Source organism: Corynebacterium urinipleomorphum (assembly GCF_900155535.1).
GTDB lineage: Bacteria > Actinomycetota > Actinomycetes > Mycobacteriales > Mycobacteriaceae > Corynebacterium > Corynebacterium urinipleomorphum.
Genome location: NZ_LT706965.1, coordinates 380,712 through 394,087, shown reverse-complemented (window position 1 = coordinate 394,087; position 13,376 = coordinate 380,712). Strand labels below are relative to the sequence as shown.

Sequence of the window (13,376 nt, the reverse complement as noted above, 5' to 3'; positions counted from 1 at the left end):
CGGTCGTGCGTGTACGTCGTTTCACGGGGGTACGAGTCATCTTTCGGTGGAACAATCAATCAAAACAGTGCGGGAAACGTGCCCGCACGCGAACCTACGCCATCGTATAAGTCCCGAGCGCATTTTGCGTCGCGTGCCGGAAGCGTTCACAGTGAATTCACCGCGTCACCTAAACCAGGTAGATTGCACGGCATGGCAGGGAACCCGGAACCACGGCATTTCAAGCCGAGCGGCAAGGAGAATCCGGGTTTCGCCAATGATGCCGCCCGCACGTTCACGGCGGGTGCATTCACCTTCGGGTCCGATGAGTACCACGACGTGCGCCCGACGTATCCGCGCGATGTCGCGGAGCTCATCGCAGAAGCCGATTCGCTTATCGACGTCGGCGCCGGCACCGGCAAGCTCACCTCCACTTTGGTGCGGCCGGGGCGGTTTGTGGGGGCGCTGGATCCGTCTAAAGCCATGCTCTCCGTGCTCCGGTCCAGCCATCCTGATGTACCCGTCTGGCAGGCGACGGCGGAGGCCACCGGGGTGGCGGACAGCTGTGTCGATGCCTACGTCAGCGCGCAAACGTGGCACTGGGTCGATACCGCCGCTGCCAGCGCGGAAGCTGACCGGGTGGTCAAGCCCGGGGGCGCGTTGATGCTGTGCTGGAACACACTGGATGTCTCGCACCCGTGGGTGCTTCGCCTGTCGCGCATCAGCCATTCTGGTGACGTGCACCGTGAAGGTTTCTATCCGTCTGTCGATGCTCCGTGGCGGCTAGAAAAGGAATTGCGCACCCGCTGGTTTGAGGCAGTGACTCCGGAGCATCTCTTCGCTTTGGCGCGAACACGGTCCTACTGGCTGCGCGCGAACGAGGCGACACGCCAGAAAGTCACCGACAATTTGAACTGGTACCTCTACGACAGGCTCGGATTCGATCCCGGGCAGCCGATCCCTCTGCCCTACCGGACGGACGCGTTCTTGTACCGCCGTAGCGGGGAGAATTAGTTAGCGCTATTCGAGGGTGTCGATGCCGAAGAAGTCAAGGATCCCCTCCGTCACGTCGATTCCGCGGTTGCGCGCCCAGACGCCTGCCGGCCACTCGTGGTTCATCCCCTCAACAGGAATGTGGACGGCGCGGGCCTTACCGCCGTTGCGCTGCCCAAAAGCGGAGCTGACTTCCTGAGCTGGAAGGATCAGCCCGAGCGATCCTCGGTCTTGTCCGGCGTACGGTACGACGTCGTCCCACGTGCCGTGAATGTTCAGGTAGTCGATCGGTGCACCATGGGCGATCTCGTCGAGGTCCGTTCGGATCGCACCGGCAACTGTAGCCACGCCGGCGTATCTCTCGGGTTCATTGACCGCCAAGACGGTGACCAATCCGCCCCCGTTGGCGAAACCAGCGAGGTAAATACGATCGGGATCCAAGGGGTATGTCACAGCAATGTCGTCGAGAATGGCATGAATCAGCGCTGTGTCCTCCTCCACTGTGGTGACGGCGTACGGCGCTGGGCTCCATGCAAGACCTTGGCCTGTGGGGGCGGCGACAATCGCGTTAGCGGACCCCAGGTTCGTGCCGATGAGGAAATCCAGCCCGTTGTCGCCTTTGCCGTGGATGGCCAGAATCACGGGCAAAGGGTCGCCTCCACCCGCGTTGGCGGGTACGGAACACTGGTAGGAGCGCTCGACACCGTCGACAGTAACGGTGCGGGCAATGCGGCGGCTGGAACTCTCATTCATCGTGGGGTGGAGACTTCCTCAAACGCTAGCGGCGGCGCGGGTTGCGCTCGCGCACGCGGACCGCGAAGCGGACTGGGGTGCCGTGGTAGCCGAACTGTTCGCGGAATTTGCGCTCCAGGTAGCGGCGGTACCCGCCATCCAGGAAACCGGTGGTGAAGAGCACGATTGTCGGAGGACGGGTGTTCACCATTGTGGCGAACAGGACCTTCGGCAGGCGGTTATTCTTCATCGGCGGCGGGTTCGCCGCGATCGCCTCGCGCATCCAGTTGTTCAGCTGACCGGTGGAAATGCGCTTATCCCAGTTCTCCAGGGCGGTGACCATCTCCTTTTCCAGACGGTGCAGGCCGCGGCCTGTCTCGGCGGAAATGTTGATCTTGGACACCCACGGCAGCTGGTTGAGCTGCATGTCGAATTCCCGGTCAAAGTAGTACCGGCGGTCCTCGTCCATGAGGTCCCACTTGTTGAAGGCGATGACCATCGCCTTGCCGGCTTCGAGCACCATGGAAATGACGCGCTGATCCTGCTCGGTGATTTCCTGGGAGGCGTCGATAAGCACGACGCACACCTCGGCGGCCTCGATCGTTCCGCGGGTGCGCAGTGACGCGTAGTACTCGTGCCCCGTCGCGTTCTTCACCTTTTTACGCAGACCGGCGGTGTCGATGAAGCGCCACAGGCGCTCATCCAGCTGGATCAGTTCATCCACCGGATCGACTGTCGTGCCCGCGACATTGTCCACGACGGCGCGATCGGACTTGGACAGCTTGTTCAGCAGGCTGGACTTACCCACGTTCGGCTTTCCGACGAGCGCAACGCGCCGCGGCCCCTCCGTGATCGAGCTAGCCGCTTTCGGCTCTTCCGGGAAGACTTTGACGATCTCATCGAGGACATCCGCGCCGCCGCGCCCGTGCAGCGCCGAGACCGGCCACGGGTCGCCCAAGCCCAGAGAGTAGAACTCGGCAACGTCGCCCCACTGGGATTCGGACTCGAATTTGTTGGCCACGAGCAGCACAGGGACATGCGAACGCTGCAGGTTGCGCGCCATGAAGGCGTCCGAATCCGTGACACCGACATGCGCGTCGACGACCATGACGATGACGTCGGCGTCTTCCATGGCCACCTCGGACTGGTGCGCGATCGAGGCATGGATGCCCTTCGCGTCCGGGTCCCAACCGCCGGTGTCCTGCACCCAGAAGCGCTGGCCGTTCCAGTCGGCGAGGTAGCTCACGCGGTCGCGCGTCACACCCGGGTGGTCCTCCACGACTGCCTCGCGGCGTCCAAGGAAGCGGTTGACCAGGGTCGACTTGCCCACATTTGGGCGACCGACGATAGCGACCGTCGGTAGAGCCTCTTCGACGTGGCCGTCCGGTGTGATGCCGAAGGCCTCGCCGATCTCCTCCCATTCCTCGTCGGTGTACTCGTAGTCCTCAGAGAAGTCGCTGTCGCCGTCGGCATCGTGCTCGCCGTAGTCGGCGGGGCCGAACTCGGAATCGTCGAAGCCCTCGAACTCTTCGCCGAACTCTTCTGAGAGGTCGTCCTCGTACGCCTGCTCGTAGGCCTCGTACTCGGAGACGACCTCGCCCTCGTAGTCGTCTGGGTTGAACTGGGTGTACTCGAACTGGGTCTCGCCGAGGTCCTCGCCGTTCTGGCGTCCAGCCCCTGCGTCGTGCTGATCGGTCACCGGGCGCTCCTTTCAATGAGCGTGATCAATGCGCCTAGCACCTCATCTTTGTCCATGTCGGACGTGTCGATGATCTCTGCGTCATCCGCCGGGCGCAACGGGCTCGTCGCGCGGGAGGAGTCAAGTTCATCGCGGCGGATCACGTCGGCGAGAACCGTGTCGTAATCGGCGTCGCGTCCCGCGGCAACGTCCTGGTTGTACCGGCGGGTGGCCCGGACCTCCGGGGAGGCGGTGAGGAAGGCTTTCGCTGGGGCGTCGATAAGCACGACGGTACCGATGTCGCGACCCTCGACGATCGCTCGGTGCGCGTCCCTGGCCAGCTTGCGCTGCAATTCCACGAGGTTCGTGCGCACCTCCGGGATCGCGGAAACCGCCGAGACATTCTGTGTGACTTCGCGCCCGCGGATCTCCCCTGCGACGTTCTCACCCGCGAGGATGACATCCGTGGAATCTGGGTCGTCGGAAATCTCCAGCGGAAGGTCGCGCGTGGCGGCGATCACTGCTTGGGTGTCCTGCGGGTCGACGCCCGCGCGCAGCACAGCGAGCGTGGCCACCCGGTACATGGCGCCGGTGTCGACATACTTGGCGTCCAGCTGCTTCGCCAGCGCGCGGCACGTGGTTGATTTACCCGTACCGGACGGGCCGTCGACAGCCAGGATGAGGCCGCCGTCCGGCATGTTTGACAACGTACGACTCCCGTTGTCGGAGTTGGTGTTCTCAGTGCTCATTACATTTCCACCGCCTTGTACAGCGCAGTCATCTCGGACTCGTTCAACGCGCGCATGGCGCCGGGCTTCAGCTCACCAAGCTGAACTGTGTGAACTTTCGTGCGCACGAGGCGCTGGACCGGGAAGCCCGCCGCTTTGAGCATGCGGCGAACCACGTGCTTGCGGCCCTCGTGAATCTCGAGGCGGATGAGCGACTGGCCCTGGTAGGTGTCCACGATCTGCGCATAATCGGCCTTGGCAATGCCGTCGTCCAGCTCCACGCCCTTCTTCAGTTCACGCACAAGCGCCGGTTTGGCCTCGCCGAGAACCGTGGCTAAGTAAGTCTTGGACACCTCGTACTTCGGGTGCATGAGGCGGTTTGCCAGCTCGCCGTCGTTGGTGAGCAGAAGCAGTCCTTCCGTGTCCGCGTCGAGTCGACCCACGTGGAACAGACGCTGGCCGGACACCACGCGGTCAGCGACTAAGTCACCGACGCAGGGACGGCCCAGGTCGTCCTCCATTGTGGTGTGCATGCCGCGGGGTTTGTTCAGCGCGAAGTACTGGTGCTCCTCGTTGACGTTCACGCGCACGCCGTCGACGCGGATGATGTCCACGTTCGGATCCACGCGCACGCCCTGCTGGCGGATGATCTTGCCGTTGACCTCGATGCGGCCCTCGTCGATCATCACCTCGGAGTGGCGGCGCGATGCCACGCCAGCCTGGGCCAGAACTTTCTGGAGGCGAATGCCCTCGTTGGACTTCTTTTTCGGGCTGCTGTTGCGCTCACCCGTGCCGTCCTCCACAGCCTTGCCCAGCGGTGCGACGGGGTCTTCGCGCTCGTCCCACCAGTTATCAGCAAGCGGATGCGGCTCCTCGTGGCCGTCGGCAGTGCCAGCGTTCTTCTCGGCGTTCTCGCGCCGCTTGCTCAAGCTGACGTTCTGGTGCTTTGCGGGTTTCGCGTTGGAGAGGAAGAACTTCTCGTCCTTGCTCCTGTCCGGTGTGCCTTCTCGGCGAGCGGGTGGGGTCATAGTCCCCCAAGCTACCAGGCGTCTTCGATGGAATCGACTTCCGGAAGCAGCGGCGCCAAGTCCGGCAGACGCTCGAGCGAATCAATGCCGAGCTGCTCCAAGAACAGCTCTGTGGTCACGTAGCGGTGTGCACCAGTCGCCGCGTCAGGGTCGACTTCGGCGATGAGACCGCGCAGTGTCAGCGTCCGCATTACTCCGTCGACATTGACTCCGCGCACTGCCGCCACCTGCGCACGGGTCACCGGCTGGCGGTACGCGACCACCGCAAGTGTCTCCATCGCCGCGCGGCTGAGTTTTGTGTGCGTGCCGTCAACCAGGAACGCCTCGACAGCGTCGGCATTGGCCGGGCGGGTGTACAGGCGCCACCCCTCAGCGGTTTCCCGCAAGTCGATGCCGGACCCGCGCTCGTTCAGTTCTTCGGCCCACTCCACCAGGCACTCGGTGATATCCGCCTCGGCGGCGTTCAGGGCACCGGCGATATCGGCGGCTGTGGCCGGTGTGTCGATGACCAGGAGGATCGATTCGACCTGGGAGCGCAATTGGCTCACCATCGGCACCGGTGCCTGCTCGCTCATTTATCCGTCTCCCTACCGTTTTGCTCTTGCTGCCTGCTATTCCCAGTTCGCCGCTGCTACTACTGCCGGGTCGACGTCCTTGCCCGTCCACGAAATATTCAGCGGGCCAAGGGCTTCTTCCTGCTGCGCGTCGATCGCGTGGGCCTTGTACAGTTCCAGCACGGCGAGGAACCGCCCCACGATTTCCATTGAGCGCGTGCAGTCCCGTGTCAGCGCCGTGAACGTCAGCCAGTGAGCCGGGCCAGCGAGTTTAAGAGTGTCCAGAAGCTTACCTGCCTGCTCCGGAACCGAGACTGCCTGGACATGAACGTGATCCACACCCACTTCTTCAGGGGGCTTTGGGCGGAACACAGACGCCGCCAGCTCTGCGAAGGACCCGGGGGTGTGACCGAGCGAAACGGGCGGGAGCACCTCGGCGAATGCCTCCTCCATTCCCACTGCCCGCGGGTAACGGCGGCGCGCACCCGCCTGCCAGCGTTCGAACTGGTCGGCCACCTGCTGGTAGGCGCGGTACTGCAGCAAGCGCGCGAAGAGCAGATCGCGCGAGGACAGCAGCTCAAGGTCCTCTTCGTCCTCGTCCCCGCTCCGCGGAAGCAGGCGCTGCGCCTTCAAATTCAACAGCGTCGCCGCCGTAACCAAGAACTCAGTGATCTCGTCCAGCTCCGCGGTCTCCCCCAGCTGCTTCACGTACGCAATGAATTCATCGGTCACCTCCGCCAGCGCCACCTCGGTGATGTCCAGCTTGCGGGAGCTGATCAAGTTGAGCAGCAGATCGTACGGCCCCTCGAAGTTGTTCAACACGAGGGTGAAACCGGTGATCTCCGGCTGGTACCCCTCCCCCGCGTACGCGGCATCACGGGGATCGATCGGCTTAGCTGCGCTCATGAATCGGTCACACGCACGGTGGCGCGACTAGGAGGTGCGCTCGATGACCTCGAGGGCGAGGTTGCGGTACTGTTCCGCGCCGGGCGAATTGGGGGCCCAGGTAATGATCGGCTCGCCGGCCACGGAGGTCTCCGGGAACCGGACAGTGCGGGTGATCACGGTGTCGAAGACGCGGTCGCCGAAGACTTCCACGACGCGGTCCATGACCTCGCGCGCGTGGGTGGTGCGGCGGTCGAACATGGTCACCAGGATGCCCACGATGTCCAGGTCGAAGTTGATGCGGTCGCGCACCTTCTCCACAGTGTCCGTGAGCAGGGCGAGTCCGCGCAGCGAGAAGTATTCGCACTCCATCGGGATGATCACGCCCTGCGAGCACGCCAACGCGTTGACCGTGAGCAGGCCCAGCGACGGCTGGCAATCGATAATGATGAAGTCGTACTCCCCGCGCACCGGGCGCAGAGCGCGGCCGAGCGTCTGCTCGCGGCCGACCTCGTTGACCAGCTGGATCTCCGCCGCTGACAGATCGATATTCGCCGGCACCAGGTCTAGCCCGTTGACGTTGGTGTGCTTGATCGCCGCGTGGATCGAGGACGTGTTGTCCAGCATGAGGTCGTAGACCGTCACCTGTTCCTCGTCGTGCGAGACATTCAGCCCGGCAGACAGCGCACCCTGAGGATCCAGGTCCACCAGCAGGACCTTCCGGCCCTGTTCCGCCAGGCAGGCACCCAAGTTGATCGACGAGGTGGTCTTACCCACGCCGCCCTTCTGGTTGACCATGGAAATGATCGTTGCGGGGCCGTGCTTATCGACGGGCGCGGGTTGCGGCAGCGTGCGCACCGGCCGGCCGGTCAGCCCGACCTCCGTCTCCGAAGCGCTGAAAAGTCCGTCCTCCGTCACCGCCACTCCTTTGTGTCCCGCGAACGCTGTTGACGGTCATCTTACACGGGTGTGATTCCTCCGCACTCACGAACGGGGATGAGCTGTGCTCCACACTTCACGCAAGTTTTCTGGTGTGACGTGGGTGTATATCTGAGTCGTCGTCACCGACGCGTGTCCCAGTAATTCCTGCACCGTGCGGACGTCGGCGCCGCCCTCAAGCAGGTGGGTGGCAAACGAGTGCCGCATCGTGTGCGGGGAGATGTCTTTGTCGATTCCGGCGCGCGATGCCGCGTCCTTGATGATCGTCCAGGCGCTTTGCCGCGACAATGCGCCTCCCCTTTTGTTCAGAAAGACGGCGTGGGACTTTCCAGCCGCTAGGGCTGGGCGGCCGCGGACCAGGTACGCCTCAAGTGCCCGCCGTGCGGCTCCACCCACTGGAACGATGCGCTGCTTGTCGCCCTTGCCGGTGACTTTGATGAAGTCGCGGGTCTCCGCAATATCGTCGACAACCAGTGCGAGAACCTCCGAGATACGCGCTCCGGTGGCGTAGAGCACCTCGAGGAGCGCCTTGTCGCGCAGGTGGGTGGGGGTATCGTCCGGGCAGGCGTCGAGAAGCATGCCCACTTCCTCGATGCTGAGCGTGTCCGGCAGCTTCTCCCCGAGTTTCGGCGGCGACACCGCGGCGGCGACATCTGCCGCGACCACGCCTTCGCTCACCGCGAATTTGTGCAATCCGCGCGCGACGACCAGAGCCCGGCTTGCCGACGACGCCGCAAGACCTTTCCGCCCCTTATCCCCGCGGCGCAGATCCGCCACATAGTCCTCGAGATCTGTCGAGGTGACCTCGCCCAGCTCCGTTGTGCCCGCGGCTTCCAGCCAGTTGAGGTACCGCTCCACGTCGCGACAGTAATTACTCAGCGTGTTCGCGGAGACGCCGCGCTCGACAGCGAGGTGGTCGAGCCACAGCTGGCCGACCGTTCGTGCGTCCACGGACTTACTTCTTGATCTTCTTCATGTCGGGTGCGACACCCTGCTCACGCCGTCTGTCCGCCATGTGCGTCGGCCGCAGGTCGAACGGCGTGGCGGTACTGCGTGCTTCCGCGCGACCTGCAAGCACCTCCGATGCCGCGAGAATGCCCGCAATGGCGATGGAGTTGGCGATGCGTCCTGACATGACGCCTCTCCGGGCCTCCTCTAACGGCACCCACGCGAAGTCCATGTCGGCTTCCTCATCCACGGCTTCCGGCCGCTCCGTTTCGCTGATACCGGTAGCCAGGAAGACCCGGACCGCCTCCTCCGCGAAACCGGGCGAGGTGACCAAATCGACGAGGACAGACCAGTCCTGCGCCTCGAGCCCTGCTTCTTCCACGAGCTCGCGCTTGGCCGTGTTCAACTCATCCTCACCGGCGACATCGAGAAGGCCCGCCGGCAGTTCCCAAAGGCGTCGCCCGACGGTGTGGCGGTACTGCTCAACCATGGCGATGCGTCCGTCGCCGTCCACAGCGACTACGGCGACGGCACCGAAGTGCTCGACAACCTCACGGTCCGCAGTTGTCCCGCCCGGCATGGTGACGGTGTCGCGGCGGAGGGCGAGAATCGGGGCGTCGACAAGCAGCTGCGAGTCGACGACCTCGAACTCGTGCCGCTGCTGGCCTGCGCTGCTGGATGAGGTTTCGGTCTCAGACATGGTGCCCACGATAGCCCCAGGCTTAACCCGCGCGGCGGGGTGCCGGTTTCGGTGCCGGCATGTCCGCGTTCGCGTTGGATGCTGAGCCGTATGCCCCGGAACCGCCGCCGATCTGCTCGGCGAGCGCGAGCACCGTGGAAATGCGGCCGGTCTCCGAATCGAGGGAGTCCACGGTAGAGACCCTGGACTTCTCGTCCGCACGAATCACCGCAAGAGAACCATTATTTGCCGCCGCCCCACGGCGGCCGGCGAGCACTACTGCGTCACCCTTGGAGTCGAGTGCACGGGCGAAATCGGCGAGAACCGTCGCAGAGTACGCGTTGCTCTCGTCCTTGGTTCCCTTCGCTTCCTCCTCGTCAGCGGCACCTCCGGTGACGATGATGATTCCCTGTGCCGGCGTGATGGTTCCGTCAGCGTACTCAATGAATCCGGCATCACGAAGCGCTTGGAGCACTACCGTACGGTCTTCGACGGTAGCCAGCGGCTGATCTCCCTTCGGGTCGAACATCAAAGCAGCTCCGAGGGATTCACCGGCGTGAACACCCGGTTCTTGGTTGTTCACGGAAAGTTGTGCACCGGCCGGTAGCGTAGTCGCAATGATCGAGCGAAGCTCGTCAGCCCCATCCGAAGACAGGAATTTGTCGGTGAGAGTGATCTGGCCCGAGGCGACACCACCGGCCTGCTTGGCCAGCCAACCAGTCACCTCCACGTCCTCAGGATCCGCATCCGGCGTGCGGATAATCATGAACGGGCGCTGATCCAACGCACCCTGGACAATCGCCGTCGACGAATTTGCCAGCAATGCATTCGCGGAGTTCACCTGGCGCTGGCTCTCTTCATTCGCCTTCGCGCCCTTGGCGCCGCCACCGTTCTCGGATGAGCTGCCCTCAATCTGGTTGAAGCTGTTATCGGCAATCGGGGCCATGGACGGTGCAAGCACAAGGGCACCCAACGCAATGCCGCCTGCGATACCCCACGCGAGGCCGCTTGCAACCCACCCCGGTGCTCCGGTCTTCTTCTTAGGCATGGTGAAGCGATTCCTCCTTTAGCGTGCAAACAGGTTCTGGACGGTCAGGGCGAAGTTGTTCCACGTGTCGATCAAGTTGTCCACGAAGGAACCGTTACCCATGAGGCCGACGATGAGGATCACTGTGGCGACCGCGACAAGCAGCCCGAGGATCGCCCACGCCCACGCGATCCCGGCGCCTGAGGACGACTTATCGTAGAGGTTCTCAATCACGCGGGAGTCAACGATCCGGTTGCCGGCCTTGAGGCGGGTGAGCATCGCGGCAGGTGTCGCTTCGGCGGACCCGGCGAAGATGCGGTCTAAGTCCACGTCGTCGCCGATGGTGACAATGGTCTCCGCGTTGTGGAAGACGGCGAGCAGGATCGCAAGATCAGTCGGGGAATCTGTCGCAGCCGGGAATGTCACAGCACCCACACCGAGATCTTGGATGCGCTCCAAGCCCGCCGCGTGGCCGTCCGGGTCGGCCGGAAGAATCACACGAGCATCGCCGCGCAGGTTGTCAGCTGAGATATCGGCCGGGTCACCGACGATGAAATCGCACGAATACCCGAGGTCCAACAGCGTGTCCGCCGCACTGCCAACACCGATGATGACGGGCTGGAACTCACGGATGAAATTCCTCATGTGCTCAACCCGGTCACGGGTGTCCGTGTTCGGACTGACAACCAGGACCTTGCGCCCATCCATGGCATCTCCGAGTTCGGGGACACCGACACCGTCGACAAGCAGAGGCGATTCCGTATGGATGAACTCGATGGTGTTGCCAAAATACGCTTCCATGTGGTCGACGAGGTGCTGCTGCGACTCATCGAAAACCGCGTCCGCCGCGGTACGGTCCAGCGAATCGGCTTGGGCGATCGCCTTCTTCCCGGCGATGATCTCACCGTCTGGGGTGACGGAGCCCTTCTTGCCGTCGCGGAAAGCACCGCGGGTGGCGGCACCGGCGTTCTCTAGCAACGGAATTCCCTCGTCCAGGAGCAATTGCGGCCCGTAATTAGGCACATTGCCGGAGGAGAACTGAGCGATATTGACCACCGCGCCGGGACGCCGATCCGCCAACGCTTGCGCTTCACGGCGGGTCATATCCGGAGAATCGACAATGGCGATGTCACCAGCGTTGAACTTGCGCAACCCCTTGCCCTGTGGCGTGCAGTCACGCAGTGAACCAGTGATCGTCTCAGCGATCGCCGAAGCGGCCTGCTTCTTCGCAGACTTCTCCACTGTTTTCTCACTGGGTGTGACTGTCTTGTCGGAAGACTTCTTCTCGGTGCCGGCCGTCACCTTAGTGCTACTGGATGTTGAAGCCTTCGTGCCGCTCTTCTCGGCGGAGGAGGTACGGGAAGTTGAGCTCATGGCTCACGATTCTGCCAATCGGCGCAGGACAATCGGTGAAGGCGCGCGGAACCGGCAACAGAAAACACGAGAACGCGGCACGAGTGTCGGTGGCGGCTTAAGCGCGGAAGCTGTCCACGTCCTCCCCTGCTTTCTCAAGCAATTCAGCGGCATGCGCACGGCCTGACTCGGAATCGTCCATCCCGGCAAGCATGCGAGCGAGCTCGTCCACTCGCTCATCATGGGAAAGCTGGCGTACACCAGAGGTCACGGACTCGTCCCCGACGTTCTTGGACACGTGCAGGTGATTGTCGGCATAAGCCGCGACCTGCGGCAGGTGTGTGACCACAATGACCTGATTGTTAAGAGCCAGCCGCGCAAGGCGTCGCCCGATCTCGACGGCGGCGCGGCCTCCGACGCCTGCGTCCACCTCGTCGAACACGAGGGTCGCACCTCCGCGGCGCGCCGAAAGGATCACTTCTAACGCGAGCATGACACGGGAGAGCTCGCCGCCCGAAGCGCTGGATGCCAGCGGCTGGGGTTCGAGTGCGTCGTTCGGAGCCAAGCGCAGTTCCACAGCATCGGCGCCGTCGCGGTCGTAATCCTGCGTATCCACGTTCACGGTCAACCTGGCCTTGGGCATAGCCAATCCGCGCAGCTCCTCCGTCACAGCTTCCTGGAGTTTTTCCGCTGCAGCTGTTCGGGCCTTGGTCAGCTTCTTGGCCCGCGACACCATTGCCTTGTTGTGCTCGGCCACCTGCTTTTTCAGCTTGTCCAGGGCCTCGGCCGATGTGTCGATGGATTCCAGACGGGCCTGAGCTTTGTCGCGCCACTTCAGCACGCCCGCAATGTCCGGGGCGTATTTGCGTGTGAGCCCTTTGAGCTCCTGTTGGCGTTGCAGGAGGCGTTCGAGTTCTTCCGGGTCACTGGGTAGTTCCGAAAGGTACATCCCCAGCTCGCCCGAGACATCGGAGAGCACAGAGGCGACGTCGTTCAGTTGCCCGCCGAGAGCGCGGAGCTGCTCGTCGCTCGAACCGCTAAGCGCAGAAGCCGCACGTCCAACCAGGTCCGACGCGGACTCATCTTCCGCCCCGAATTCACCGACCGCTGCCGCTCCGTCAATGGCGACGACTGCGTCCTGCGCCGCCTCGCGCAGAGCGTCCACGTCCTGCAGGCGGTTGACAGCTGCGACCAGTTCGGTGTCTTCCCCGACCTCGGGCGCGACCTCATCGATCTCGCCCACAGCAAACGTAAGCCGGTCCACCTCTTGGGCCAGCTCGCGGCGCTTATTCACCCGCTCCTCGAGATCTTTGCTGGTTTTCCGCCACGCAATGAACGCCTCACGGTAGCTCTCTTTCAACGGTGTGATCGCCGGGTCGAAGGAGTCCAAAGCAGTGAGTTGCTCGGTCGGCGAGAGAAGACGGAGCTGGTCATTCTGGCCGTGAATGGTGAGCAGTTCTCCAGTGAACGCGCTCAACGTCGCCGCGGGCACGGTTCGTCCACCGAGGTGTGCCCGCGAGCGGCCAGTGGACTTCACGGTACGGGCAGCAAGGTATTCCCCGTTCTCGTCGGTGGATGCCCCAGTGTCGTCGATAAGCTCTGCGATGCGTTCTTGCGCCTCGCTGTCCAGAGCATCTGCGTTGAAGACACCCTCGACGCTCGCTTGTTCGGCTCCGGTGCGCACCTTGGAGGCATCCGCGCGGCCCCCGGTGAGTAGACGAAGACCCGTAACCACCATTGTTTTACCTGCGCCCGTCTCGCCGGTGAGCACGTTGAGCCCGGGGGCGAATTCGACGTGCGAATGCGGGATGACACCGAGGTTGTCAATGGAGATTTCTACGAGCATGCGGACC

General features: G+C 63.4%; 13 protein-coding genes. 1 reads left to right on the top strand and 12 read right to left on the bottom strand.

Going from position 1 to position 13,376, the window contains the following annotated elements:
- Positions 1-192: 192 nt before the first annotated feature.
- On the top strand, positions 193-993 hold the full coding sequence (locus CZ338_RS08995; RefSeq protein WP_087117891.1) for a class I SAM-dependent methyltransferase: 801 nt from the start codon (positions 193-195) through the stop codon (positions 991-993).
- A gap of 6 nt (positions 994-999) precedes the next feature.
- On the opposite strand, the gene CZ338_RS08990 is transcribed toward CZ338_RS08995, so the two are convergent.
- From CZ338_RS08990 to recN, 12 genes are all read right to left on the bottom strand, one after another.
- A complete protein-coding gene (locus CZ338_RS08990) occupies positions 1,000-1,725 on the bottom strand; it encodes an alpha/beta hydrolase family esterase (protein WP_087117890.1) in 726 nt (241 codons plus the stop codon).
- 25 nt (positions 1,726-1,750) lie between these two features.
- Entirely contained in the window at positions 1,751-3,403 is a 1,653-nt protein-coding gene (gene der / locus CZ338_RS08985) for a ribosome biogenesis GTPase Der (RefSeq protein ID WP_087117889.1), read from the bottom strand.
- The gene (gene cmk / locus CZ338_RS08980) at positions 3,400-4,131 is read right to left on the bottom strand and encodes a (d)CMP kinase (protein WP_087117888.1); all 732 of its coding nucleotides are present in this window, start codon (positions 4,129-4,131) and stop codon (positions 3,400-3,402) included. The genes der and cmk overlap by 4 nt, the downstream gene beginning before the upstream one ends.
- The gene (locus tag CZ338_RS08975) at positions 4,131-5,138 is read right to left on the bottom strand and encodes a pseudouridine synthase (protein WP_087117887.1); all 1,008 of its coding nucleotides are present in this window, start codon (positions 5,136-5,138) and stop codon (positions 4,131-4,133) included. Before CZ338_RS08975 ends, cmk begins: the two co-directional genes overlap by 1 nt.
- Positions 5,139-5,149: 11 nt before the next feature.
- Complete coding sequence (gene scpB / locus CZ338_RS08970; RefSeq protein ID WP_162287328.1) at positions 5,150-5,713, bottom strand: SMC-Scp complex subunit ScpB; 564 nt, start codon at positions 5,711-5,713, stop codon at positions 5,150-5,152.
- 36 nt (positions 5,714-5,749) lie between these two features.
- Positions 5,750-6,598, bottom strand: coding sequence for a segregation and condensation protein A (locus tag CZ338_RS08965; RefSeq protein WP_087117886.1), 849 nt, complete (start codon positions 6,596-6,598; stop codon positions 5,750-5,752).
- A gap of 27 nt (positions 6,599-6,625) precedes the next feature.
- Complete coding sequence (locus CZ338_RS08960; protein ID WP_204211910.1) at positions 6,626-7,501, bottom strand: ParA family protein; 876 nt, start codon at positions 7,499-7,501, stop codon at positions 6,626-6,628.
- A gap of 60 nt (positions 7,502-7,561) precedes the next feature.
- Positions 7,562-8,467 (bottom strand): site-specific tyrosine recombinase XerD, encoded by a 906-nt coding sequence (xerD, locus tag CZ338_RS08955; protein ID WP_087117884.1) that lies wholly within the window; start codon positions 8,465-8,467, stop codon positions 7,562-7,564.
- A gap of 4 nt (positions 8,468-8,471) precedes the next feature.
- Positions 8,472-9,164, bottom strand: coding sequence for an NUDIX domain-containing protein (locus CZ338_RS08950; RefSeq protein WP_087118222.1), 693 nt, complete (start codon positions 9,162-9,164; stop codon positions 8,472-8,474).
- Positions 9,165-9,186: 22 nt separating this feature from the next.
- Positions 9,187-10,191 (bottom strand): copper transporter, encoded by a 1,005-nt coding sequence (locus CZ338_RS08945; protein ID WP_087117883.1) that lies wholly within the window; start codon positions 10,189-10,191, stop codon positions 9,187-9,189.
- 18 nt (positions 10,192-10,209) lie between these two features.
- Positions 10,210-11,544: a putative cytokinetic ring protein SteA gene (gene steA, locus CZ338_RS08940; protein WP_087117882.1), complete on the bottom strand. Its 1,335-nt coding sequence runs from the start codon at positions 11,542-11,544 to the stop codon at positions 10,210-10,212.
- A 97-nt stretch (positions 11,545-11,641) separates the two neighbouring features.
- The gene (recN, locus tag CZ338_RS08935) at positions 11,642-13,369 is read right to left on the bottom strand and encodes a DNA repair protein RecN (RefSeq protein WP_087117881.1); all 1,728 of its coding nucleotides are present in this window, start codon (positions 13,367-13,369) and stop codon (positions 11,642-11,644) included.
- Positions 13,370-13,376 lie beyond the last annotated feature (7 nt).

What these genes read in the sequence shown, in the direction of transcription:
- CZ338_RS08995 (WP_087117891.1), top strand. Translation starts at nt 193, where the DNA reads ATGGCAGGGAACCCGGAACCACGGCATTTCAAGCCGAGCGGCAAGGAG.
- CZ338_RS08990 (WP_087117890.1), bottom strand. Translation starts at nt 1,725, where the DNA reads ATGAATGAGAGTTCCAGCCGCCGCATTGCCCGCACCGTTACTGTCGAC.
- cmk (WP_087117888.1), bottom strand. Translation starts at nt 4,131, where the DNA reads ATGAGCACTGAGAACACCAACTCCGACAACGGGAGTCGTACGTTGTCA.
- CZ338_RS08975 (WP_087117887.1), bottom strand. Translation starts at nt 5,138, where the DNA reads ATGACCCCACCCGCTCGCCGAGAAGGCACACCGGACAGGAGCAAGGAC.
- scpB (WP_162287328.1), bottom strand. Translation starts at nt 5,713, where the DNA reads ATGAGCGAGCAGGCACCGGTGCCGATGGTGAGCCAATTGCGCTCCCAG.
- CZ338_RS08965 (WP_087117886.1), bottom strand. Translation starts at nt 6,598, where the DNA reads ATGAGCGCAGCTAAGCCGATCGATCCCCGTGATGCCGCGTACGCGGGG.
- CZ338_RS08950 (WP_087118222.1), bottom strand. Translation starts at nt 9,164, where the DNA reads ATGTCTGAGACCGAAACCTCATCCAGCAGCGCAGGCCAGCAGCGGCAC.
- CZ338_RS08945 (WP_087117883.1), bottom strand. Translation starts at nt 10,191, where the DNA reads ATGCCTAAGAAGAAGACCGGAGCACCGGGGTGGGTTGCAAGCGGCCTC.
- steA (WP_087117882.1), bottom strand. Translation starts at nt 11,544, where the DNA reads ATGAGCTCAACTTCCCGTACCTCCTCCGCCGAGAAGAGCGGCACGAAG.
- recN (WP_087117881.1), bottom strand. Translation starts at nt 13,369, where the DNA reads ATGCTCGTAGAAATCTCCATTGACAACCTCGGTGTCATCCCGCATTCG.